Here is a 21120-nt window from a genome sequence, read left to right as displayed (position 1 = left end):
AGGGGCGTCCCGGCCGGGGCCGGGTTGGAGCATGACACGAAAAGTCCTGGCCATCCCGTTGCGTACTTGGGAGTTCTCACGGATGGACCGGGAACCAGGCCCGTGTGTGTACTGCTGACATGTCCAACTCCCTGGCCGGGTTCAACCGGCGGCCGCGCGCGGAGGCGGAGGCGGAGCTGCTGGCCTGCTGCGCCTCCCGCGCGTTCGCCGCGGCGGTGGCCGCCCGCAGGCCCTACGCCGCCCGCGAACGGCTCGCCGAGGCCGCCGAGACGGCGGTGCGCGAGCTGACGTGGCCCGACGTCCTGGAGGCGCTGGCGGCCCACCCGCGCATCGGGGAACGCCCGTCCGGGGACGGCCGGGAGTCGCGCTGGTCACGCCAGGAGCAGGCGGGCGCGCACCCGGACGCGCCGGGGGCCGAGGAGCTGCGGGCCGCGCTGGCCGCGGGCAACCGCGCGTACGAGGAGCGGTTCGGGTACGTCTACCTGGTCTGCGCCGCCGGCCTGAGCGGGGCCGAGCTGCTGGCCCGGCTGCGCGCCCGGCTGGACAACGACGAGGAGACCGAGCGCGGGGTCGTCCGCGAGGAACTGGTGAAGATCACCCGGCTTCGGCTGGGGAAGCTCATGGAAGGGGAGGGGAGATGAGCTTCTCGACGCACGTCCTGGACGCGGTCTCGGGCCGCCCGGCCGCCGGGGTGGGCGTCCGGCTGGAGCACGAGGGCCGCGTGCTGGCCCGGGGCAGCACCGACGACGACGGCCGGATCAAGGGCTGGGACACCGAGGAGGGCGTGCACCGCGTCGTCTTCGACACCGGCGCCTACCTGGCCGACACCTTCTACCCCGAGGTCGTCATCGCCTTCACCGTCACCGATGCCGCCGCGCACCACCACGTGCCGCTGCTGCTCAGCCCGTACGCCTACTCCACCTACCGAGGGAGCTAGATGACCGTCAAGCTGGGCCCCAACCGTTACGGCAAGGCGGAGACCAGGCTGGTCCACGTGGTCAGGGAGGGGGCCGTCCACCACCTCAAGGACATCAACGTCAGCACCGCGCTGTCGGGCGACATGGAGGAGGTGCACAGGAACGGCAGCAACGCCGCCGTCCTGCCCACCGACACGCAGAAGAACACCGCCTACGCCTTCGCCAGGAAGCACGGCGTCGGCGAGATCGAGGACTTCGCCCTCTTACTGGCCCGCCACTACGTCTCCGCGCACCCGTCCATCCATCACGCGCGGGTGGAGATCGAGGAGTACGCCTGGAACCGCATCCCCGGCGAGTCGCGGCACTCCTTCGTGCGCGACGGCGGCGAGGTGCGCACCTGCGTCGTCCACCACGACAGGGACGGCCGCACCACCGTCGTGTCCGGCCTGACGGACCTGGTCGTGCTGAACTCGACCGGCTCGGAGTTCCACGGCTACCTCGTGGACGAGTACACCACCCTCCAGCCGACGACCGACCGCGTCCTGGCCACCGCGGTCACCGCCCGCTGGCGGCACGCCGGGACGGGCGGGCGCCCGCCGTACGCGCAGGTGCGCGCCTGCCTGCTGGACGCCTTCGCGCAGACGCACAGCCTGTCGTTGCAGCAGACCCTCTACGCGATGGGCGAGCGGGTGCTGACCACCTGCCCGCAGGTCTGCGAGGTCCGGCTGACGCTGCCGAACAAGCACCACTTCCTGGTCGACCTGTCGCCGTTCGGCCTGGACAACGAGAACGAGGTCTTCTACGCCGCCGACCGTCCCTACGGGCTGATCGAGGGCAGTGTGCTGCGTGAGGACGCACCCGACGCGGGATTCGCCTGGGAGTGAGGACGATGGACTTCTTGCGGCCCACCACGTGGGCGCAGGCGCTGGCCGCCAAGGCGGACCGGCCCGGAGCGCTGCCCGTCCAGGGCGGCACCGACGTGATGGTCGAGATCAACTTCGACGTGCGCAGGCCGGAGGCGCTGCTCGACCTCAACCAGGTGGCCGAGCTGCGTGAATGGGGCATGACCGACGGGGTCTGCCGGATCGGGGCCGGGGTCACGTACGCCACGGTCGTCGACGAGCTGGGCGGCGTGCTGCCGGGGCTCGCGCAGGCCGCGCGCACGGTCGGCTCGCCGCAGATCCGCAACCGCGGCACGGTCGCCGGCAACCTCGGCGCGGCCTCGCCCGCGGGCGACAGCCATCCGCCGCTGCTGGCGGCGGGCGCGGTCGTCGAGGTCGAGTCGCGCGAGCGCGGCACCCGGCTGATCCCCGCGGCCGAGTTCTACCTCGGGGTCAAGCGCAACGCCCTGGAGCCGGACGAGCTGATCAGGGCCGTGCGCGTCGAACCCGCCCAGGGGCCCCAGTACTTCTCCAAGGTCGGCACGCGCAACGCCATGGTGATCGCGGTGTGCTCGTTCGCGGTCGCGCTGCACCCCGGCGAGCGGCGGGTCGGCACCGGGATCGGCTCGGCCGCGCCCACGCCGCGCCGCGCCCTGGAGGCGGAGGACCTGCTGGCCCGGGAGCTGGACTGGCACGCCCCGCTCGACCCCGCGCTGCTGGCCCGCTTCGGCGAGCTGTGCGCGCGGGCCGCCGCGCCGATCGACGACGTGCGCGGCACCGCCGCCTACCGGGTGCACGCGGTCGGCGTGATGGCCCGGCGCACGCTCACCTGGGCCTGGAACGACCACCTCGCGAGAAGGGCCGCCTGATGCGCCTGAACGTCACCGTCAACGGCCGCGCCCACAGCGTGGACGACGTCTGGGAGGGGGAGAGCCTGCTGTACGTGCTGCGCGAGCGGATCGGGCTCCCCGGCTCCAAGAACGCCTGCGAGCAGGGCGAGTGCGGCTCGTGCACGGTCTACCTCGACGGGCTGCCGGTCTGCTCGTGCCTGGTCGCCGCCGGGCAGGCCGAGGGGCGGCGGGTGCGCACGGTCGAGGGGCTGGCCGCGGGCGACCGGCTCGACCCGGTGCAGGAGGCGTTCGCCGAGTGCGGGGCCGTGCAGTGCGGGTTCTGCACCCCGGGGCTCGTCGTACAGGCCCATGACCTGCTCGAACGCGTGCCCCGGCCGTCCGACGCGGAGATCCGCGAGGCGCTGGCGGGCAACCTGTGCCGCTGCACCGGCTACGAGAAGATCCTCGACGCGGTCCGGCTGGCCGCCGCGCGGAAGGCGTCCCGATGACCCTGTTGATCGAGAACGTGCACATCGCGCCCGTCGCCGGCCCCGAGATCCCCTCCGGCCACCTCGTCGTCGAGGGCGACCGGATCGCCGCCCTCGGCCCCGGCCCCGCGCCCGCCATCCCCGGCGCCCGGCGGGTGGACGGCTCCGGCTGCCTGGCCACCCCCGGCCTGGTCAACACCCACCACCACCTCTACCAATGGGCCTCCCAGGGGCTGGCCCAGGACGCCACCCTGTTCGAGTGGCTGGTGGCGCTCTACGACGTGTGGGCCGCCATGGACGCCGAGGTCGTCAGGGGCGCGGCCACGGCCGGGCTCGGCTGGCTGGCGCTGTCCGGCTGCACCACCTCCAGCGACCACCACTACGTCTTCCCCAAGGGCCGTGGCGACCTGCTCGCGGCCGAGGTCGAGGCGGCGCGGGAGATCGGCCTGCGCTTCCACCCGGCGCGCGGCTCGATGGACCTGGGCCGCTCGCAGGGCGGGCTGCCGCCGGACGAGGTGGTCGAGGAGCTCGACGACGTGCTGGCCGCGACGGCCGAGGCGGTGGACGCCCACCACGACCCGTCGCCGTCCTCGATGGTGCGGGTCGCGGTCGCGCCGTGCTCGCCGTTCTCGGCCGGCGCCGAGCTGATGACCCAGTCGGCGGCCCTGGCCAGGGCCAAGGGCGTCCGCCTGCACACCCACCTGGCCGAGACGCTCGACGAGGACGAGCACTGCGTCGAGCGGTTCGGCCTGCGTCCGGTCGACTACATGGACAAGCTCGGCTGGCTGGGGCCCGACGTGTGGCTCGCGCACGCCGTGCACCTCAGCGACGCCGACATCGCCAAGCTCGCCCGCACCGGCACGGGCGCGGCCCACTGCCCCTCCTCCAACGGCCGCCTCGGCTCCGGGATCGCCCGCGTGTCGGAGATGCTGCGCCGGGGCGTGAACGTCGGGCTCGGCGTGGACGGCAGCGCCTCCGCCGAGCTGACCTCACTGGCCGGGGAGATGCGGCAGGCCCTGCTGTTCCAGCGGGCCAGGTACGGCCCCCGCGCGCTGTCGGCCCGCCAGGCGCTGGAGCTGGCCACCCTGGGCGGGGCGCGCAACCTGGGCCGGGAGGCCGAGCTCGGCTCGCTGGAGCCGGGCAAGCTGGCCGACGTCGTCCTGTGGCGGACCGGCGGGCCCTTCACCGCCGCCGTGGCCGACCCGGTGTGCGCGCTGGTGTTCGGGCCCCCGCCGCCGGTGGCCCGCGTCCTGGTCGGCGGCCGGACCGTGGTCGAGGACGGCGAGCTGCGGACGACGTCCCACGACGCGGCCGGACGGGCGGGCGCCGAGGCCCACCGCAGGCTGATGCGGCTGGCGGCCGAGCGCGGGCACTCGGCGGGCAGGGAGGTCCAGCACTAGGGTGGTGAATGTCCGGAACGTGGCATTCAGTACCGAAAGGCGGTCCCGTGTCGGCAGAACTCCCCGGTGAGCGGCTGGCGCAGCTCAAGAGCACCTTCGCCGAGATCGACACCGACGGCGACGGCTTCGTCAGCGAGGCCGAGCTGAAGCGGCACTTCCCCGACCTGCCCGCCGAGGCCCTCGGCGCGCTGAGCCAGGAGGCCGACTCCGACCAGGACGGGCGCTACTCGCTGGAGGAGTTCATCCGCGTCGTCTCCTGACGTCCTACTCCGCCAGCGCGCGCTCCAGGGGCGTGCGGAAGCGGGGCGTGATCCGCACGCCGCCGAGCCAGGAGGCCAGACCGGCGATCTCGGCCTCCACGGCCGCCACGGCGTCGGAGCCCAGGTCGGTGAGGGCCCGCCACCCGATCTCGCCGCCGGGCCGCTGCCCCCAGCCGCCGACGACCCGCCCGTCCCACCACACGGTCGGGCCGACGTTGCCGCTGCGGTCGAACAGCTCGGCCCGGTGCTCCTTCGGCAGGTACCAGTCGCGGCCCTGCCAGCCCATCGGCGTCGGGTCCAGGGCGGGCAGCAGCGCCGCCCACGGCTCCGGCTCGGGCGTCTCGTCCAGATCGCCGGGCAGGACGTATCCCGCGCCCTCGTCCAGCTCGACCTCGACCGCGCCGACGGCGGCCAGCGCGGCGCGCACCTCGCGCAGCGTCCAGCCGGTCCACCACTTGACGTCGGCCTCCGTGCCGGGGCCGAACGCGGCCAGCCAGCGGCGCACCAGCTCCGCCTGGGCCTGCGGGACCGTGGTCGCGTCCATGGGCGGGGCGACGGCCCACAGGTGCTGCGTGCTCGTCCACGAGCCGGACGGGCGGCCCTGGCGGACGAGCCGGCCCTCCATCCCCATCAGCGTGATCAGCCGCTGCCCGACGCTGTGCACGGCCTCGTACGGCTTGCCCACGGCCACCCGGAACTGCTCGCGCAGCCGCGGCTCCAGCACCCCCAGCCGGGCCGCCGTCGCCGTGCCCTCCGCCGCCAGGACGCGCAGCACCGACGACTCCACGTCGGCCAGCCAGGCCTCGTCCCAGCCGCCGGCCGCGGTGAGCTCCTTGACCAGCGCCTTGCGCACCCTCGTGGCGACCGCGAGCGTGGAGGAGTGGTGCACGACGGGCACCAGCGCGGCCGGGACCACGAACACCGTGCGGCGCATCCCGTGCATGCGCACCAGGGTGCGGTCCTCGTACAGGGCCCGCTCGACCGGCGCGGTCCCGGGCGCGGTGAGCCGGGCGCCCGCCGACAGGAACACCGTCGCCGGGTCGGTGGCGTGCAGCGCCACCACGGACGCCGTCGCCTCCTCCGGGGTCGCCGCCTTGGCCGCCAGGCTGTGGCGCACGCCCAGCCGGCGCCGCCTCTCCCGCTCAGATATGCGCATCAAACGCCTCCTTACGGGATGTGAGCCTAATTGGAGGATCACACACCTCAGAACCCGCCAGAACAGCTCAGGTTCGTGCTCGCGGCCCATGGGCGGCGGGCGCGGGCGCCTGCTTCACTGAGAGCACCTTCCTTGAGGGCACCTTTCACTGAGGGCGCCTACCCTCGGCCGCCGCCGGCCGGGGGGCTGATGTGATGATGAGTCACGCCTTCCTGCCCGCTCGCACCGGGCAGGAAGGCGTGTCCGGCCATTGTTCAGCATCTTGTGGGAGTTCGTAGTGGTAAAGCAGGTTCTGGTGGCACCCGACAAGTTCAAGGGCTCCCTCACGGCCGCCGAGGTCGCGGCCCGGGTGTCGGCGGGGCTCGGGGTGCCCACGGTCGAGCTGCCGGTCGCCGACGGCGGCGACGGCACCGTCGAGGCGGCCGTGGCCTGCGGGTTCGACCGCGTCACCGTGGAGGTCGCCGGGCCCACCGGCGAACGCGTGAGCGCGGCGTACGCCTGGCGGGCGGCCGGCGGCACGCCGACGGCCGTGGTCGAGCTGGCCGAGGCGTCGGGGCTGCGGCGGCTGCCCGCCGGGCCGGCCCCCTTGACCGCCACCTCCTACGGCACCGGAGAGCTGATCGCCGACGCCCTGCGCAGGGGCGCCCGGCGGGTCGTCCTCGGGCTCGGCGGCAGCGCGTCCACCGACGGGGGAGCGGGCATGGTCCGGGCGCTGGGCGCCCGCCTGCTCGACGGCGAGGGCGCCGAGCTGCCCGACGGCGGCGCCGCGCTGCGCGGGCTGGCCCGCATCGACCTGTCCGGGTTCGCCGACGTCTCCGGGGTGGAGTTCGTGGTGGCGAGCGACGTGGACAACCCCCTGCTCGGCCCGCACGGGGCCGCCGCCGTCTACGGGCCGCAGAAGGGCGCGACCCCCGAGGACGTCAAGGTGCTGGAGGCGGGCCTGTCCCGGCTGGCCGCCGTCGCCACCCAGACCCACGGCCTGGTCGGCGCCGTCGAGCACGACGACACCCCGCGTGCCATGGGCGTGGCCGGAGCCCCCGGGGCGGGCGCGGCGGGCGGCGTCGGGTTCGCGGCGCTGGCCTTCCTCCACGCCGAGCTGCGGCCCGGCATCGAATACCTGCTCGACCTGCTCGGCTTCGGCGCGCTCGTCCAGGGCGCGCGGCTGGTGATCACCGGCGAGGGCTCGCTCGACGAGCAGTCCCTGCGCGGCAAGGCGCCGATCGGCGTGGCCCAGGCCGCGGCCAGGGCGGGCGTGCCGGTGGTCGCGGTCTGCGGACGGCGCACCCTCGGCGACACCGAGCTCAAGGACGCCGGCATCGAGGCCGCCTACGCCCTGACCGACCTGGAGCCGGACCCGGCCCGGTGCATGGCCGAGGCCGGCCCGCTCCTGGAACGCCTGGCCGCCCGGGTGGCCGCCGAGCATCTGGAGGGCAGATGACCGTTCACGACCTCGTCGTCCGCTCCCGCAGGGTGGTCACGCCCGAGGGGGAGCGGGCCGCGGCCGTGGCCGTACGGGGCGAACGCGTCCACGCCCTGTACGACTACGCCGAGCCCCTCGACGCCGCCGAGGACATCGACCTGCGCGACCTGCCCCTGCTCCCCGGCCTGGTGGACACGCACGTGCACGTCAACGAGCCGGGCCGGACCCATTGGGAGGGCTTCGCCTCGGCCACCAGGGCGGCCGCCGCGGGCGGCGTGACCACGATCGTGGACATGCCGCTCAACTCCCTGCCTCCGACCGTCAGCGTGGAGGCGCTGGAGGCCAAGCTGCGGGCCGCCCGCGGGCAGTGCCACGTGGACGTGGCGTTCTGGGGCGGCGCGGTCCCCGGCAACCTCAAGGAGCTGCGGCCGCTGCACGAGCGCGGCGTCCGGGGCTTCAAGTGCTTCATGTCCCCGTCGGGCGTCGAGGAGTTCCCGCCGCTCGCCACGGCCGAGCTGCGGGCGGTGCTGACCGAGGTCGCCGGGTTCGGCGGGCTCGTCGTGGTGCACGCCGAGGACCCCGAGCTGCTGGCCGAGCCGGGCGGGCCGACGTACCGGGAGTTCCTGGAGTCGCGGCCGGGAGCCGCCGAGCGCAGCGCGGTCGCGCGGGTCGTCGCGCTGGCCGCCGAGACCGGCGCGCGCGTGCACATCCTGCACGTCTCCAGCGCCGAATGCCTCGACGTGCTGGCGCGGGCCCAGGCCGACGGGGTGGCGGTCACGGCCGAGACCTGCCCCCACTACCTGACGCTGGAGGCCGAGCAGGTGCCCGAGGGGCGCACGGCGTACAAGTGCTGCCCGCCCATCCGCTCGCGGGCCAACCGCGAGCTGCTGTGGGACGGCCTGGCCCGCGGCGTGCTGAGCAGCGTCGTCTCCGACCACTCGCCCTCGCCCGCCGACCTGAAGGTGCCCGACTTCGCCGCCGCCTGGGGCGGTGTCGCCTCCCTCCAGCTCGGCCTGTCCGCGGTCTGGACGGAGGCCGCCCGGCGCGGCCACACCCTCGCCGACGTCGTCCGCTGGATGTCGGCCGCGCCCGCCGAGACGGCCCGGCTCCCCGGCAAGGGCGCGATCCGCCCCGGCGGCGACGCCGACCTGGTCGCCTTCGACCCCGACGCCGACAACCCGGTGGACGCCGCCCGCCTGCACCACCGCAACCCCGTCACCCCCTACCACGGCCGCGTGCTCAAGGGCGCGGTCCTGACCACCTGGCTGCGCGGCCGTCCCGTGGACGGCGAGCCGCACGGCCGCCTCATCCTCGGGGAGCAGTAGATGCCCGGCTTCACCGCCCTGCCCGACCTGGCCCTGCGCACCCTCGGCGGCGCGGTCGTGGCGGCCAGCGACGAGTCCTTCGCCGAGAAGGAGAGCCTGATCAGGCCGGGCCGCCCCGGCTTCCGCGCCGAGACGTTCGGCAACAAGGGCCAGGTCTACGACGGCTGGGAGACCCGCCGCCGCCGCACCCCCGGCCACGACTGGGCGCTGGTGCGGCTGGGCCTGCCGGGCGCGATCCGCGGCGTGGTGATCGACACGGCCTGGTTCAAGGGCAACTACCCGCCGTACGCCTCGGTCGAGGCCGCCGCCGTGCCCGGCCATCCCTCGCCCGCCGAGCTGGCCGCCGCCGACTGGACGGAGATCGTCCCGAGGACGGCGCTCAAGGGCGACGCCGAGCACCACGTCGAGGTCACCGGGGACGACACCCGCTACACCCACGTACGCCTGAACATGTACCCCGACGGCGGCATCGCCCGTCTGCGCGTGCACGGCGAGGTGCGCCCCGACCTGTCCGTCTACGAGGGGCTGAGCCTCGACCTGGCCGCCCTCCAGAACGGCGGCCTGGTCACCGCCTGCTCCGACGAGTTCTACTCCGCGCCGAACAACGTCATCGCCCCCGGCCTGGCCCGCCACCAGGCGGAGGGCTGGGAGACCGCGCGCCGCCGCGGGCCGGGCAACGACTGGCTGCTCATCCGCCTGGCCGGGCCGGGCCTGGTGCGCCTGGCCGAGATCGACACCACGAACCTGATCTTCAACGCCCCCGGCCACGTCGCGCTCACCGGGCTGTCCGGCGGGCGCGAGGTCACGCTGCTGCCGAAGACCCGGTTGCAGCCCGACACGCCCCACCGCTTCCGGCTCGGCCACCCCGAACCGGTCACCCACGTACGGGTCGACATCTACCCCGACGGCGGGCTGGCCAGGGTGCGCCTGCACGGGCACCTGGCCTGACCCGGCGCGCTACTGCCAGAGGAAGACGGTCGCGCCGGGCGGCCGCTCACTGTTCGGTAACGGCCGCTGGTACTGCACGACGCCGCCGTTGGCCAGCCGCTGGACCCGTACGTGGAAGCCCAGCGACTCCAGCTCCGACTTGGCGTCCTTGACGTTCTTGCCGATGACCGCAGGCACCAGGCGGAACTCCTGGTCGTCGCGGGCCTCGTTGTCGCCCTTGAACCAGTCCCAGAAGTCGGTCTGGCAGCGCGCCACCGTGATCATCGCGGGGGTGCCCTTGTCGACCTCGGACTTGGCCTTCGGCGCCTGGGCGATGACCGTGCACGGCTCGGCGTCGTCGTCGACCTCGTTGACCTGCACCGCGAAGCCCTGGCCGCCGAGGTAGGCGGCGGCCTCGTCCTTCGGCATGCCGGTCACGTCGGGCATCACCATGCCGGCGCTCACGAAGATGCCGACCTTCGCGCCCTCCTTGACCTTCTCGCCGGCCTCGGGGGAGCTGCGGATCACCTTGTTCCGCTCGACCTCGCCGTTGGGCAGGCGCTTGACGCTGCCCACGGTGAGCCCGGCCTCGGCGATCTTGACGCGGGCCTCGTCGCTGGTCAGGCCCCTGACGCTGGGGACGATCACCCGCTTGGGGCCGAGCGAGGGCACCAGCGTGATCGTGCTGCCGCTCTCCACCTCGGTCTTGCCCTCGGGGTCGGTACGCAGCACCAGCCCCTCGGCGGTGTCCTCGTTGTACTCGCCGGCGACCTTGTTGACCTTGAAGCCCTTGCTCGTGGCGGCGCGCTCGGCGACCACCACGTTCTGGCCGACGAGGTCGGGCACCTGCACGTACTGGGTCTGGGAGAAGTACCAGCCGGTCACCGCCACCGCGACGACCATGACCGCGGCGAGCAGGACCAGGAACCAGTTGGGCCTGAACGAACGCCTGGACGGCGGCGGCGACACCGGCGGCGTCACCTCGGCGCGCGGCTGGATCAGCGTGTGCGCCGGCGCGGCCAGCGGCATCGACGGGGCGCCCGCGCCGCTCGGCCGCGGCGGCATCGACTGGTTGAACACGGCCGTCATGGCCGGCGGGGTGCTCAGCCGGGGCAGCATCCGGTGGGCGTCGACCGCCTCGACCAGCATCGCCGTGGCGTCGGCCGGGCGGTCGTGGGGCTCGCGGGCCGTGGCGTGCCCGACCAGCGTGTCGATCAGCGGCGGCACCTCGGGCACCAGCGACGACGGCGGCGGCACCGTGTCGTGCACGTGCCGGTAGGCCACCGACATCGGCGTCTCGCCGTCGTAGGGCTGCTGCCCGGTCACCAGCTCGAACAGCATGATGCCGGCGGCGTAGACGTCGCTGCGCACGTCGGCGCCGCCGGTGGTGACCTGCTCGGGCGACATGTAGCCGATCGTGCCGATCATCACGCCGGTACGGGTCTGGTTGGTCGCCTCGATCGCCCTGGCCAGCCCGAAGTCGACGACCTTGACCCGGCCGTCGTCGGTCATCAGCACGTTCTCGGGCTTCACGTCGCGGTGGACCATCCCGGCCTGGTGGGCCGCGCCCAGGGCGGCCAGCACCGGGATCATGATCTCCAGCGCCTCGCGGGCGGGCAGCCTGCCGCGCTCGCGCAGGATGTCGCGCAGCGTGCGGCCCGGCACGTACTCCATCGACAGGTAGACGACGTCGGTGTCGGTGCCCTGGTCGAAGACGTGCACCACGTTGGGGTGGGACAGGCTGGCCACCGACTTGGCCTCGCCGATGAACCTGCGGACGAACGCCGGGTCCTCGGCGAGCGAGCGGTGCATGACCTTCAACGCGACAGTGCGATCCAGCCGGACGTCGAGCGCCAGGTAGACGGTCGCCATACCGCCCCGGGCGATCCGGCTCTCGATGCGGTAACGCCCATCGAGGAGCCGCCCGACCAGGGGGTCCGCAGTCGTCTTATCCACCACCCCCCTGAGTTTACGGGCGTTTTGCCACCGGCAGGGCCCACGCGCCCGAAACCGATGCGGAGACGTTCCCGCGAGAGCGGCCCCGACCGGCGGAAGGGCCGGCGCGAGCCGGTCCCTCCGGCAGTCTCGGAGGGGGATCTCCAGGGGATCACCAGGTCGTCTCCGGGGCGTCTCCGGGGCCGTCTCGCGCGGGCGTCTCCGGGCCGTCTCCCGGGGGCGTCCCCGGGGTGTCTCCGGGGTGTCTCCGGCCGTCTCCTGGGCGTCTCTGGGGCGCCTTTAGGGGGTCGTCGGTGAGGACGCCTCGGCGTAGCGCCGGCGCGGGATCCGGCCCGCCTGCCGAGCCTGGCGTCCGGCCGCCACGGCCGCCCTCATCGCCGAGGCCATGAGCTCGGGCCGCTGCGCCCGGGTGACCGCCGTGGCCAGCAGCACCGCGTCGCAGCCCAGCTCCATGGCCAGGGCGGCGTCGCTGGCCGTGCCGATGCCGGCGTCGAGGATCACCGGCACCCCGGCGGACTCCACGATGAGCTCGATGTTGTGCGGGTTCCTGATCCCGAGCCCCGAGCCGATCGGCGCGCCCAAGGGCATCACCGCCGCGCAGCCGGCCTGCTCCAGCCGCCGCGCCAGCGCCGGGTCGTCGCCGATGTACGGCAGCACCACGAACCCGTCGGCCACCAGCCGCTCGGCGGCGTCGAACGTCTCGATCGGGTCGGGCAGCAGCGTGCGCTCGTCGGCGATGACCTCAAGCTTGACCCAGTTCGTCCCCAGGGCCTCGCGGGCCAGCCGGGCCGTCAGCACGGCCTCGCCCGCGGTGAAGCAGCCCGCGGTGTTCGGCAGCACCTTGATGTCGCGGCGGCGCAGCACGTCCAGGACCGAGCCGCGGGCGCCCGGGTCGAGCCGCCGCATGGCCACCGTGGTCAGCTCGGTGCCCGAGGCGACCAGGGCCTGGTCGAGCACCTCCAGGGAGGGCGCGCCGCCGGTGCCCATGATGAGCCGGGAGGCGAACTTCTCCCCGGCGATGATCAGCTCATCCACCCTGCACCGCCGTCAGAACCTCGACGCGGTCGCGGTCGCCGAGCGCCGTCGTCTCCCACGAGCTCCGCGTCACCACCTCGTCGTTCACGGCCACGGCCACGCCGGTGGTGGCGGTGGTCAGCGTCCGTACGGCCTGGGCCACGGTGGTGCCGTCGGCCACCTCGTGCGCGGCGCCGTTGATCGTCACAATCATGAAATATCCCGAAATCTCGCGGGCGAGCACAGCGCGGCGAGCTCGCCCTCCTCACCCGTCAGAATCCCCGCGCCCGTCGAAACCCCCGCCACCCGAGCCGCCGCCTGGGCCGCCGGCTGCGTGCCTGTCTGCACCGCCGCCTGGGCCGCGGCCTGTGTGCCTGTCTGGGCCGTTGTCGGGGCCGCCGTCGGGGGCCTCGACGTCGCGGACGGGGGCGTCGTGGACGGTGTCAGCACCGCCGACGTGACCAGGGCCGCCGTCAGGGGGGCCAGCAGCACCCCGCCCCGATGGTGGCCGGTCGCCAGCACCAGCCCCGGGACCTCGCCCGCCCCGATGATCGGCAGGTTGTCGGGGGTGCCCGGACGCAGCCCGGCGACCACGTCGGCGACCTCCAGCTCGGTGACGCCCGGCACCAGCTCCCTGGCGTCGCGCAGCAGCTCGTAGAGCCCGCCCGCGGTCACCCGGGTGTCGAACCCCAGCTCCTCCTGGGTCGCCCCGAGCACCAGCTCGCCGTCGCCCCTGGGGACGAGGTAGACGGGCGCGCCGTGCACCATCCCGCGTACGCACCGGCCGAGCAGCGGCTGCGGCGAGCGCAACCGCATGATCTGCCCCTTGACCGGCCGGACGGGCACGTCGGCCAGCTCCCCGCTCCACGCCCCGGCGGCCAGCACCACCCGCTCGGCCGCGATCTCCGGCACCGCCGGCTCAGGCTGACCGAGCACGGCCTCAAGCCGCACCCCTGTCACAGCACCTGTCACGGCTCCCGCCACAGGTCCTGCCGCACCGCCTGCCCCAGCACCGATCCCAGCGCCGGTCCTAGAGCTGATCCCACCGCCGGTCAGAGCGCCGGTGCCAGAGCTGGTCCCAGCGCCTGTCGCGGCGCCCGGAGCGGCGTCGCCGTCGCGCAGCAGGCCGGTCACCCGCGCCCGCACCACGGGCACGCCCAGCCGGTCGAGCGCGGCCAGCAGCGCCGCCGTGACCCGGCGCGGATCGACCCAGGCGTCACCGGGGGCCAGCAGCCCGCCGCGCACCGAAGGGGCCAGCATGGGCTCCAGACGCCGGCACTCGCGCCCGGTCAGCCGCTCGACCCGCAGCCCCAGCTTGTCCATGAACGCCGCCAGGTCGTCGAGCGCCGCGAGGTCGTCGGCCCCGAAGGCGACGTCGAGCGTGCCGTCGGCGCGCAGGTCGAGCGCACGACCAGCGGCCCCCTCCGGCCCGATCACCCCGAACGCGCCCCCGAACGCCTCCCCGGCCCTCGCCCCGGCCCCGCCACCGGGACCGCCGCTCAGCCCCGTGCCGAGACCCGCCCCAGAGCCCGCACCGAGATCGGGGCCGAGGCCCGCGTCGGCGGCCAGTTCGGCGGCGAAGGACGGCCATCGGCTCAGCGAGGCGGCCCCCAGCCGCAGCAAAGGCTCCTCGGTGTAGGCGACCTCGCTGACGGGCGCCAGCATCCCGGCCGCCGCGTAGGACGCCCCGCGCCCCGGGGCCGGATCGACCACCGTGACGGGCAGCCCCTCGCGGGCCAGCCGCCAGGCGATCGACAACCCGACGACGCCGCCGCCCACGATCACATTCATCCGCGCTCCCTTCGCCGGCATGATCCGGATCAGGTGTCTTGCGGTCGAAGGCCCGCTCAAGCCTTCCTCTCAGCCCGGTGACGGCCGGACTCCCGCGCGTCTTGCGCCTCCAGCCTACGGCCTCGGCGCGACGTGCCGGCACCGCCCCCGTTATGGTCATGAACGTGAACCATGTCGTAGTGGTGGGAGCGGGCCTGGCCGGGCTGCGCAGCGCGGAGGCGCTGCGCGGGCGCGGCTTCACCGGACGGATCACGCTGATCGGCCAGGAGCGCCATCGGCCCTACGACCGTCCGCCGTTGTCCAAGGCCGTGCTGTCCGGCGCGGCCGACTCCAGCTTCCTGGAGGCCGACCTCGACGCGCTGGAGGTCGACTTCTGGCCAGGGGTCACCGCCAAGGCCCTGCGCGAGGGCGTCGTGGAGACGACCGAGGGCGAGCTCGGCTACGACGGCCTCGTGATCGCCACCGGCACCGAGCCGATCACCGTGCCCGGCGACGGCCCCCAGCACGTCCTGCGCACCCTCGACGACGCCCACGAGCTGCGCGCCGGGCTCGTGGCCGGAGCCCATGTGGCGATCATCGGCGCCGGCTGGATCGGCGCCGAGGTCGCCACCGCCGCCCGCAAGGCCGGCTGCTCGGTGACCGTGATCGAGGCCGGCCCCGCCCCGCTGGCCAACGCCGTGGGCCCGGAGATCGGCGCCCGCACGCGACACTGGTACGACGGCATCGACCTGCGCCTGAACACCATGGTCGACGAGGTGGACGAGGGCGGCGTGCGGCTGGTGGGCGGCGAGTTCGTCCAGGCGCACGTGGTCGTCACGGGCATCGGCGTGCGCCCGGCCGTCGAGTGGCTGGCCGGCTCCGACATCGACCTGCACAACGGCGTCGTCACCGACGAGCACCTGCGCACGTCCATGCCGAACGTGGTCGCCGCCGGCGACTGCGCGGCCTGGTGGTCGCGCCGCTACGGCGTCCGGCTGCGCGTCGAGCACTGGGACACCGCGCTCGGCTCGCCCGAGGTCGCCGCCGCGACCCTGCTGGGGGAGGAGGCCGTCTACGACCCGGCCCCCTACTTCTGGTCCGAGCAGTTCGGCCACATGGTCCAGTACATCGGCCACCACCCCTCCGGCGACCGCCTGCTCTACCGGGGCGAGCCCGAGGGCAAGTGGTCGGCCGTCTGGCTGACGTCCGGCGACACCCTCGCCGCCGTGCTCGCCGTCGACCGGCCCCGGGACTACGTGCAGGGCCGTAGGATCATCGAAGGCGGGCATCGCCTCGACACAGAACGCCTGGTAGATCCAGAGGTCCCCCTACGGGATTGTGTTGTTTGAGCAAGGACGGCATGTGGTAGTTGTGGTTTCGTGACGCTTTCTGTTGCACAGATCGACCGGGAGACCGACCAGCTCGTCGACGAGTGGCTCACTCTCCCCGAAGTGGCCTCACGCCTCGACCTCTCGATCGGGCGGGCCAAGCAACTCCTCAAGGACCACAAGCTGCTCGGCGTGCGCCGTGGCGGCGGCGGGCCACAGGTTCCCGCGGTGTTCCTCGACGGGAAGGACGTGATGAAGGGCCTGCCCGGCACACTGACCGTGTTGCAGGACGCCGGCTACGACGACATCGAGTCGTTGCGCTGGCTCTTCACCCCAGACGAGTCCCTGCCGGGGTCGCCCATCGAGGCGATCAAGGCCGGCCGTCACACGGAGGTCAAGCGGCGTGCCCAGGCCCTCGCTTTCTGAGGCCCGCCTCTATCTCTGCACCGACGGCCGCCGCGACCGCGGCGACCTGGCAGAGTTCCTCGACTCGGTGCTGGCCGGCGGCGTGGACATCATCCAGCTGCGGGAGAAGGGCCTGGAGGCACGCGAAGAACTCGCGCTCCTGGAAGTCTTCCGCGACGCCTGCGACCGGCACGGCAAGCTGCTGGCCGTCAACGACCGGGCGGACATCGCCTTCGCCGCCCGGCCCGACGTGCTCCACCTGGGGCAGGACGACCTTCCCGTGACGGTCGCGCGAGAGATGCTCGGCGACGACATCGTCATCGGCCGGTCCACCCACTCCGTCGCCGAGGCGTCCGCCGCGGCCGTGGAGGAGGGCGTCGACTACTTCTGCTGCGGCCCGATCTGGCCCACGCCGACCAAGCCGGGCCGCCACGCGCCCGGCCCGGCGCTGCTGCGGCACGCGGCCTCACTGGGACCGGCCCCGGGGGCGGCCGCGCCGCGGCCATGGTTCGGGATCGGCGGCATCGACCTCACCAACCTCGACGAGGTCATGTCGTACGGCGTGAGCCGCGTGGTGGTCGTACGCGCGATCACCGACGCGGAGGACCCGGGGGCGGCGGCGGCCGAGTTCGCCAAACGCCTGACCCCCTGACCCCTTGCCCCCCTGACCCTGACACTGACCCCCTGACACTGACCGGGCGCCCGTCCACGACGGGCGCCCGCACTCCGCGGCGAGGCCGCCTGCGAAGCGGGCCGCTCAGGCCGGCCGCCGGTACCAGGGGCCCGGGGTCAGGTCCTGCGGGATGTCGCGGCGATGGCCAGCTCGGTCAGCGCCGTGCGCGAACCGGCGGTGACCGGCGCCTCGTCGAGCGCGGCCAGCGCGTCGGCGAGATAGCCGGCGATCAGGTCCTCGCACTCCCGCAGCGCGCCGCTGTCCGTGATGATCTCGCGCAGGGCGCTCACCCCGTCCTCGTCGAGCGCGGGGTCGCCGAGCAGCCTGCGCACCGTCGCGGCCGCCTCCGGAGCCGCCCCGGCCAGGGTGCGGGCCACCAGCATCGTGCGCTTGCCCTCCCGCAGGTCGTCGCCGGCCGGCTTGCCGGTCTGGGCCGGGTCGCCGAAGACGCCGAGGATGTCGTCCCTGAGCTGGAAGGCGATGCCGACGCGGCGGCCGTAGCCGGTGCACAGCTCGTCCATCCACGGCTCCAGCGCGCCGGCCGCGAGCACCAGGCCGAGCCTGAGCGGCTGCTCCACCGAGTACTTGCCGCTCTTGAACAGCGCCACCCGCAGCGCCGACTCGAAGGTGTTCTCGCCGTGGGCCTGCTCCAGCAGGTCGAGGTACTGGCCGCACATCAGCTCGGTGCGCATGTGGTCGTGGACGGGCTGGGCGGCGGCCAGCGACGCCGGCGGCAGGCCGCTGGTGCGCCACATCTCGCCCGACCACACCAGCAGCAGGTTGCCCAGCAGGATGGCGGCTCCCTCGCCGAACTGCTCGGCCGAGCCGTGCCAGCCCTCCTTCTCGTGCAGGGACTGGAAACGGCGGTGGGCGGCCGGCATGCCCCTGCGCAGGTCGCTCTTGTCCATCACGTCGTCGTGCACGAGCGCGCTGGCCTGCAACAGCTCCAGCGACGCGGCGGCGGTGAAGATCTCGGGCACGTCGGTGCCGCCCGCGCCGCGCCAGCCCCAGTAGCAGAACGCGGGACGCAGGCGCTTGCCGCCGGCCAGCAGGTCGCCCGCGGCGGCGCGCAGCGGTTCGAGCTCGGCGTCGCCCGAGGCGGGCAGCTGCCGTTCGACGAACTCCCCGAGGGCGCGCTCCACCTGGGTGCGCAGGGCGTCCATGCTCGCGGCGTCAGTGGTCATGCCTTGAGACTAGTGGGCGCGGACTCGGGGTCGGGTCCCCGGTCTAGGGGCGGCCGACCCGGACACCGGCCTGTACGCTTGGGACATGGCGCTTGGTCGACCCTCCATCCTGCCCGATCGTGTCCCCACCGTCCGCGAGCTGCTCGCCGCCGGTGGCCGGTCGTTCTCCTTCGAGTTCTTCCCGCCGAAGACCGACGAGGGCGAGCGGCAGCTGTGGAAGGCGATCAGGGAGCTGGAGTCCCTGCGCCCCACGTTCGTGTCGGTGACCTACGGGGCCGGCGGCTCGACCCGCGACCGCACGGTCGACATCGTCGAGCGCCTGGCCCACGACACCACGCTCACCCCTGTGGCGCACTTCACGGCGGTCAACCACTCGCTGCGCGAGCTGCGCCACCTGGTCGGCCGCTTCGCCGACGCGGGGGTGCGCAACATCCTGGCCGTGCGCGGCGACCCGCCCGGCGACCCGACCGCCGAGTGGGTGCGGCATCCCGAGGGCGTGCTCTACGCCGAGGAGCTGGTGCGGCTCATCCGGCAGGCGGGCGAGTTCTGCGTGGGGGTGGCGGCGTTCCCGTACAAGCATCCGCGCTCGCCGTCGATCGAGTCCGACACCGAGTACTTCGTGCGCAAGTGCCGCGCGGGGGCCGACTACGCGATCACCCAGATGTTCTTCCAGGCCGACGACTACCTGCGGCTGCGCGACCGGGTGGCGGCCCAGGGCTGTGACACGCCGATCATCCCGTGCATCATGCCGGTCACGCAGATGAGCACGATCGCGCGGTCGGAGCAGTTGTCGGGGGCGCCGTTCCCGGCCGAGGTGGCGGCCCGCTTCGAGGCGGTCGCCGACGACCCGGCCGCGGTGCGGGCGCTCGGCATCGAGCACGGCGCGGAGTTGTGCCAGCGGCTGCTCGACGAGGGCGCGCCCGGCATCCACTTCATCACGTTCAACCGGTCCAGCGCCTCGCGCGAGGTGTTCCAGCGCCTGACGCCGGTCGCCGCCACAGCCTGACCCGCCGTCCCGACCCCACGCAGAGCGGATGCCCGTCACCCGCCCGCAGGGGGACCGGGCGGGTGACGGGCAGGGGGTGGTATCCAGTCGGTAACGTGTCCGTCACTTTCTGTCATGAAGATGCCCTCGGGCATGACCTGGCAAACCCTGCGAGTACGGGCTTTACCTGCGGTGATGTGCGGCGCCCTCAGTCGAGGGGGAGTGGGCGGCCGACGATCGCGTACTCCTCGTGGCCGCCGGGGAAGACGAAGCGGGTCAGCAGGTCGGCGAAGCCCATGCTGGCGTAGAGGTGGCGGGCGGCCGTGGGGCGGTCGTGCGTGGACAACACGGCCGAGCGCTCGGCGCGGCCGGCGCACAGAGTCCGGATCATGGCCCGGCCGATGCCCTTGCCCTGGTGGTCGGGGTGCACGTGGATCTCGGCCAGCTCGAAGGCGTGGCCCATCCAGGCGTGCGCGGCCTCCTCGCCCGCCTCGTCGGCCAGCGCCCTGCTCACCACGTCGTGCCACCACTGGCCGGTCGCGCCGCGGAAGCCGTACGCGAAGCCGACGGTCCGGGGGCGCGCCACACCGGTCGGGTCACGCAACTCTGCGAAATAGCACTGGAAATGGGGATATGTGCCGTGGTTTCGCATGATGGTCTTGCGGCCGGCGATCTGCTCGGGGGGCGGGTTCATCGCCGCCGTGTAGATGTCGATCACCGTGTCCAGGCGTTCGGTGAACTCGGCCGGGCCCGCCCCGCGAAACTCGATCACTCGTCGCACATTACTCGACGTCGACCGGAGTGCCTCCGGTGATCGCCACCAACTCCTCGAACGTCGTCGGGAACACTGTCAGCGGGTGGCCGCCGGCCGCCCACACCACCTCGTGCTTGCTCAGCCAGTTGTCCACCAGGGTGCGGACGGGGGCAGGATGGCCGACCGGGGCCACCCCGCCGATCGGCTGACCGGTCGCCGCCCTGACGAACTCCGGCGTGGCCCGCCGCACCTTGGCGACACCGGCCGTACGGGCGATGAGCTCGACGTCCACCCGGTGGGCGCCGCTGGTCAGGACCAGCAGCGGCGCGCCGTCGGCGTCGAAGATCAGGCTGTTGGCGATCGCCCCCACCTCGCAGCCGAGCTGGGCGGCCGCGGTCGCCGCGGTCGGGGCCTTCTCGGGCAGGACGACGATCTCTCCGGTGGCGCCCGCCGCGCGCAGGGCGGCCTCCACGACGACGGCGTTCGCCGGCAACTTCTCGGACATGAGGACACTCTAAACAGGTTGACCGGCTTATTACCTGTTCATGGTAGGTGGTGTAGGGTCCATCGATCCGGATAGTTCGTGATATGAGAGGTGGTACCGGTGGGGGCTCGACGGCTGCCCGGAGTGGCTGCTCTGCTGACGGCTGGGGCCGTCGTACTCACGGGCTGCGGCGCGCACGCGGGCACATCAGCCGCGACGACCGTCACCGGCGTGTCCAGCACGCCAGGCGCGGCGGGGGCCAAGGCAGGCCCCGCGAAGGCGCCCGTCACAGCGCCTGTCACGGCGCCTGTCACGGCGCCGCGCAAGACGCTGAAGCTGGGCGCGAAGGGCACGTCCGTCACCTGGCTGCAGCGGCGCCTGGCGGCTCTGGGCTACCTGCCCGGCAAGGCCGACGGCCGTTACGGCGGCACCACCCTCGCCGCCGTCTGGGCCTTCCAGAAGGTCAACGGCATCACGCCGACCAGCACGATCGCCCGCAGGACGTGGGAGGCGCTGGAGCAGCCGAAGACCCCGAAGGTGCTGGTGGGCAACGGCAAGCCGACCCGCGCCGAGGTCAACCTGACCAAGCAGATCATGGTCCTCTACATCGACGGCCAGGTGCGGCTCATCACCCACGTCTCCTCCGGCAGCGGCGTCCCGTACTGCGAGACGACCACTTGGCAGGGCAAGGAGCAGCGCTTCTGCGGCTCGGCCCGCACGCCGACCGGCGACTTCCGCACGACGTGGCGGGCGAGCGGCTGGCACAAGTCCTACCTGGGGCAGCTCTACAACCCGATCTTCTTCAACGGCGGCATCGCCTTCCACGGCGCGCTGTCGGTGCCGCTCTCCCCGGCCTCGCACGGCTGCGTGCGCATGCCGATGAACGTCGCCGAGGTGCTGCCCGGCCTGCTCGGCAAGGGCGTGCCGGTGCATGTGAGAGGCGCCTTCAGGCGCGCATAACGT

At 73.7% G+C, this 21120-nt stretch carries 23 protein-coding genes and 1 riboswitch; of the genes, 15 read left to right on the top strand and 8 right to left on the bottom strand.

Annotated features, from left to right (window positions below):
* The first annotated feature begins 119 nt into the window (after positions 1-119).
* Genes uraD through ACIBK9_RS30065 form a run of 7 tightly spaced genes read left to right on the top strand, consistent with a single transcriptional unit; the run spans position 120 to position 4776 of the window.
* Positions 120-641, top strand: a complete 522-nt coding sequence (gene uraD / locus ACIBK9_RS30095) for a 2-oxo-4-hydroxy-4-carboxy-5-ureidoimidazoline decarboxylase (RefSeq protein ID WP_397162203.1) — start codon at positions 120-122, stop codon at positions 639-641.
* A complete protein-coding gene (uraH, locus tag ACIBK9_RS30090; protein WP_364331632.1) occupies positions 638-937 on the top strand; it encodes a hydroxyisourate hydrolase in 300 nt (99 codons plus the stop codon). The genes uraD and uraH overlap by 4 nt, the downstream gene beginning before the upstream one ends.
* On the top strand, positions 938-1801 hold the full coding sequence (pucL, locus tag ACIBK9_RS30085) for a factor-independent urate hydroxylase (protein ID WP_397162202.1): 864 nt from the start codon (positions 938-940) through the stop codon (positions 1799-1801). It begins immediately after the preceding gene.
* Between the two features lie 5 nt (positions 1802-1806).
* The gene (locus ACIBK9_RS30080; protein WP_397162201.1) at positions 1807-2667 is read left to right on the top strand and encodes an FAD binding domain-containing protein; all 861 of its coding nucleotides are present in this window, start codon (positions 1807-1809) and stop codon (positions 2665-2667) included.
* On the top strand, positions 2667-3137 hold the full coding sequence (locus ACIBK9_RS30075) for a (2Fe-2S)-binding protein (RefSeq protein ID WP_352353219.1): 471 nt from the start codon (positions 2667-2669) through the stop codon (positions 3135-3137). The genes ACIBK9_RS30080 and ACIBK9_RS30075 overlap by 1 nt, the downstream gene beginning before the upstream one ends.
* Positions 3134-4516: an 8-oxoguanine deaminase gene (locus ACIBK9_RS30070; protein ID WP_397162200.1), complete on the top strand. Its 1383-nt coding sequence runs from the start codon at positions 3134-3136 to the stop codon at positions 4514-4516. The genes ACIBK9_RS30075 and ACIBK9_RS30070 overlap by 4 nt, the downstream gene beginning before the upstream one ends.
* 47 nt (positions 4517-4563) lie before the next feature.
* A complete protein-coding gene (locus ACIBK9_RS30065; RefSeq protein ID WP_357967865.1) occupies positions 4564-4776 on the top strand; it encodes an EF-hand domain-containing protein in 213 nt (70 codons plus the stop codon).
* A 4-nt stretch (positions 4777-4780) separates the two neighbouring features.
* Here the strand turns inward: ACIBK9_RS30065 and ACIBK9_RS30060 are convergent, their stop codons facing one another.
* On the bottom strand, positions 4781-5932 hold the full coding sequence (locus tag ACIBK9_RS30060; protein WP_397162199.1) for a winged helix DNA-binding domain-containing protein: 1152 nt from the start codon (positions 5930-5932) through the stop codon (positions 4781-4783).
* Between the two features lie 295 nt (positions 5933-6227).
* Between ACIBK9_RS30060 and ACIBK9_RS30055 the strand changes: the two genes are divergently transcribed.
* Genes ACIBK9_RS30055 through alc form a run of 3 tightly spaced genes read left to right on the top strand, consistent with a single transcriptional unit; the run spans position 6228 to position 9625 of the window.
* On the top strand, positions 6228-7370 hold the full coding sequence (locus tag ACIBK9_RS30055) for a glycerate kinase (RefSeq protein ID WP_397162198.1): 1143 nt from the start codon (positions 6228-6230) through the stop codon (positions 7368-7370).
* The gene (gene allB / locus ACIBK9_RS30050; RefSeq protein ID WP_397162197.1) at positions 7367-8677 is read left to right on the top strand and encodes an allantoinase AllB; all 1311 of its coding nucleotides are present in this window, start codon (positions 7367-7369) and stop codon (positions 8675-8677) included. The genes ACIBK9_RS30055 and allB overlap by 4 nt, the downstream gene beginning before the upstream one ends.
* Positions 8678-9625 carry an allantoicase gene (gene alc / locus ACIBK9_RS30045; protein ID WP_397162196.1) on the top strand — a complete coding sequence of 316 codons (948 nt, stop codon included), beginning with the start codon at positions 8678-8680 and terminating at the stop codon, positions 9623-9625.
* Positions 9626-9634: 9 nt separating this feature from the next.
* On the opposite strand, the gene pknB is transcribed toward alc, so the two are convergent.
* The 4 genes from pknB to ACIBK9_RS30025 all read right to left on the bottom strand — a co-directional run bounded on the left by pknB (position 9635) and on the right by ACIBK9_RS30025 (position 14365).
* Positions 9635-11560, bottom strand: a complete 1926-nt coding sequence (gene pknB, locus ACIBK9_RS30040) for a Stk1 family PASTA domain-containing Ser/Thr kinase (protein WP_397162195.1) — start codon at positions 11558-11560, stop codon at positions 9635-9637.
* A 279-nt stretch (positions 11561-11839) separates the two neighbouring features.
* On the bottom strand, positions 11840-12595 hold the full coding sequence (locus ACIBK9_RS30035) for a thiazole synthase (RefSeq protein WP_397162194.1): 756 nt from the start codon (positions 12593-12595) through the stop codon (positions 11840-11842).
* Positions 12588-12788 carry a sulfur carrier protein ThiS gene (gene thiS / locus ACIBK9_RS30030; RefSeq protein ID WP_352331034.1) on the bottom strand — a complete coding sequence of 67 codons (201 nt, stop codon included), beginning with the start codon at positions 12786-12788 and terminating at the stop codon, positions 12588-12590. The genes ACIBK9_RS30035 and thiS overlap by 8 nt, the downstream gene beginning before the upstream one ends.
* Positions 12785-14365: an FAD-dependent oxidoreductase gene (locus ACIBK9_RS30025; protein ID WP_397162193.1), complete on the bottom strand. Its 1581-nt coding sequence runs from the start codon at positions 14363-14365 to the stop codon at positions 12785-12787. The genes thiS and ACIBK9_RS30025 overlap by 4 nt, the downstream gene beginning before the upstream one ends.
* Positions 14355-14471, bottom strand: a riboswitch (TPP riboswitch). It overlaps the preceding gene by 11 nt.
* 52 nt (positions 14472-14523) lie before the next feature.
* Here ACIBK9_RS30025 and ACIBK9_RS30020 point away from each other — a divergent pair.
* The 3 genes from ACIBK9_RS30020 to thiE are packed head-to-tail and all read left to right on the top strand — an operon-like array spanning position 14524 to position 16729.
* Positions 14524-15693: an FAD-dependent oxidoreductase gene (locus ACIBK9_RS30020; RefSeq protein ID WP_358294043.1), complete on the top strand. Its 1170-nt coding sequence runs from the start codon at positions 14524-14526 to the stop codon at positions 15691-15693.
* Between the two features lie 30 nt (positions 15694-15723).
* Positions 15724-16098, top strand: coding sequence for an Rv2175c family DNA-binding protein (locus tag ACIBK9_RS30015; protein ID WP_358294041.1), 375 nt, complete (start codon positions 15724-15726; stop codon positions 16096-16098).
* Positions 16076-16729: a thiamine phosphate synthase gene (gene thiE / locus ACIBK9_RS30010; protein ID WP_358294039.1), complete on the top strand. Its 654-nt coding sequence runs from the start codon at positions 16076-16078 to the stop codon at positions 16727-16729. Before ACIBK9_RS30015 ends, thiE begins: the two co-directional genes overlap by 23 nt.
* A gap of 137 nt (positions 16730-16866) precedes the next feature.
* Here thiE and ACIBK9_RS30005 read toward each other — a convergent pair whose 3' ends face one another.
* Positions 16867-17934, bottom strand: a complete 1068-nt coding sequence (locus ACIBK9_RS30005) for a polyprenyl synthetase family protein (RefSeq protein ID WP_397162192.1) — start codon at positions 17932-17934, stop codon at positions 16867-16869.
* A gap of 85 nt (positions 17935-18019) precedes the next feature.
* Between ACIBK9_RS30005 and metF the strand changes: the two genes are divergently transcribed.
* Positions 18020-18940, top strand: coding sequence for a methylenetetrahydrofolate reductase [NAD(P)H] (gene metF, locus ACIBK9_RS30000; RefSeq protein WP_397162191.1), 921 nt, complete (start codon positions 18020-18022; stop codon positions 18938-18940).
* Positions 18941-19127: 187 nt separating this feature from the next.
* Here the strand turns inward: metF and ACIBK9_RS29995 are convergent, their stop codons facing one another.
* Both ACIBK9_RS29995 and ACIBK9_RS29990 read right to left on the bottom strand, forming a co-directional pair.
* Positions 19128-19691 (bottom strand): GNAT family N-acetyltransferase, encoded by a 564-nt coding sequence (locus ACIBK9_RS29995; RefSeq protein ID WP_397162190.1) that lies wholly within the window; start codon positions 19689-19691, stop codon positions 19128-19130.
* 10 nt (positions 19692-19701) lie between these two features.
* Entirely contained in the window at positions 19702-20178 is a 477-nt protein-coding gene (locus ACIBK9_RS29990) for a YbaK/EbsC family protein (protein WP_358294035.1), read from the bottom strand.
* Between the two features lie 210 nt (positions 20179-20388).
* On the opposite strand from ACIBK9_RS29990, the gene ACIBK9_RS29985 reads away from it, so the two are divergent.
* The gene (locus ACIBK9_RS29985) at positions 20389-21117 is read left to right on the top strand and encodes a L,D-transpeptidase family protein (protein WP_397162189.1); all 729 of its coding nucleotides are present in this window, start codon (positions 20389-20391) and stop codon (positions 21115-21117) included.
* Positions 21118-21120 lie beyond the last annotated feature (3 nt).

Origin of the sequence: Nonomuraea sp. NPDC050227 (genome assembly GCF_044459705.1) — a bacterium.
Classification (GTDB): domain Bacteria; phylum Actinomycetota; class Actinomycetes; order Streptosporangiales; family Streptosporangiaceae; genus Nonomuraea.
The sequence above is the reverse complement of the archived record's forward strand: the minus strand, read 5'-3'. Positions and strand labels throughout refer to the sequence as shown.

Excerpts from the sequence above, each read along its gene's own strand:
- thiS (WP_352331034.1), bottom strand. The coding sequence starts at position 12,788 with ATGATTGTGACGATCAACGGCGCCGCGCACGAGGTGGCCGACGGCACC.
- uraH (WP_364331632.1), top strand. The coding sequence starts at position 638 with ATGAGCTTCTCGACGCACGTCCTGGACGCGGTCTCGGGCCGCCCGGCC.
- ACIBK9_RS30080 (WP_397162201.1), top strand. The coding sequence starts at position 1,807 with ATGGACTTCTTGCGGCCCACCACGTGGGCGCAGGCGCTGGCCGCCAAG.
- alc (WP_397162196.1), top strand. The coding sequence starts at position 8,678 with ATGCCCGGCTTCACCGCCCTGCCCGACCTGGCCCTGCGCACCCTCGGC.
- metF (WP_397162191.1), top strand. The coding sequence starts at position 18,020 with ATGGCGCTTGGTCGACCCTCCATCCTGCCCGATCGTGTCCCCACCGTC.
- ACIBK9_RS30060 (WP_397162199.1), bottom strand. The coding sequence starts at position 5,932 with ATGCGCATATCTGAGCGGGAGAGGCGGCGCCGGCTGGGCGTGCGCCAC.
- ACIBK9_RS29990 (WP_358294035.1), bottom strand. The coding sequence starts at position 20,178 with ATGTCCGAGAAGTTGCCGGCGAACGCCGTCGTCGTGGAGGCCGCCCTG.
- ACIBK9_RS30020 (WP_358294043.1), top strand. The coding sequence starts at position 14,524 with ATGAACGTGAACCATGTCGTAGTGGTGGGAGCGGGCCTGGCCGGGCTG.
- ACIBK9_RS30025 (WP_397162193.1), bottom strand. The coding sequence starts at position 14,365 with ATGAATGTGATCGTGGGCGGCGGCGTCGTCGGGTTGTCGATCGCCTGG.
- ACIBK9_RS30075 (WP_352353219.1), top strand. The coding sequence starts at position 2,667 with ATGCGCCTGAACGTCACCGTCAACGGCCGCGCCCACAGCGTGGACGAC.
- uraD (WP_397162203.1), top strand. The coding sequence starts at position 120 with ATGTCCAACTCCCTGGCCGGGTTCAACCGGCGGCCGCGCGCGGAGGCG.
- allB (WP_397162197.1), top strand. The coding sequence starts at position 7,367 with ATGACCGTTCACGACCTCGTCGTCCGCTCCCGCAGGGTGGTCACGCCC.
- pucL (WP_397162202.1), top strand. The coding sequence starts at position 938 with ATGACCGTCAAGCTGGGCCCCAACCGTTACGGCAAGGCGGAGACCAGG.
- ACIBK9_RS30005 (WP_397162192.1), bottom strand. The coding sequence starts at position 17,934 with ATGACCACTGACGCCGCGAGCATGGACGCCCTGCGCACCCAGGTGGAG.
- ACIBK9_RS30070 (WP_397162200.1), top strand. The coding sequence starts at position 3,134 with ATGACCCTGTTGATCGAGAACGTGCACATCGCGCCCGTCGCCGGCCCC.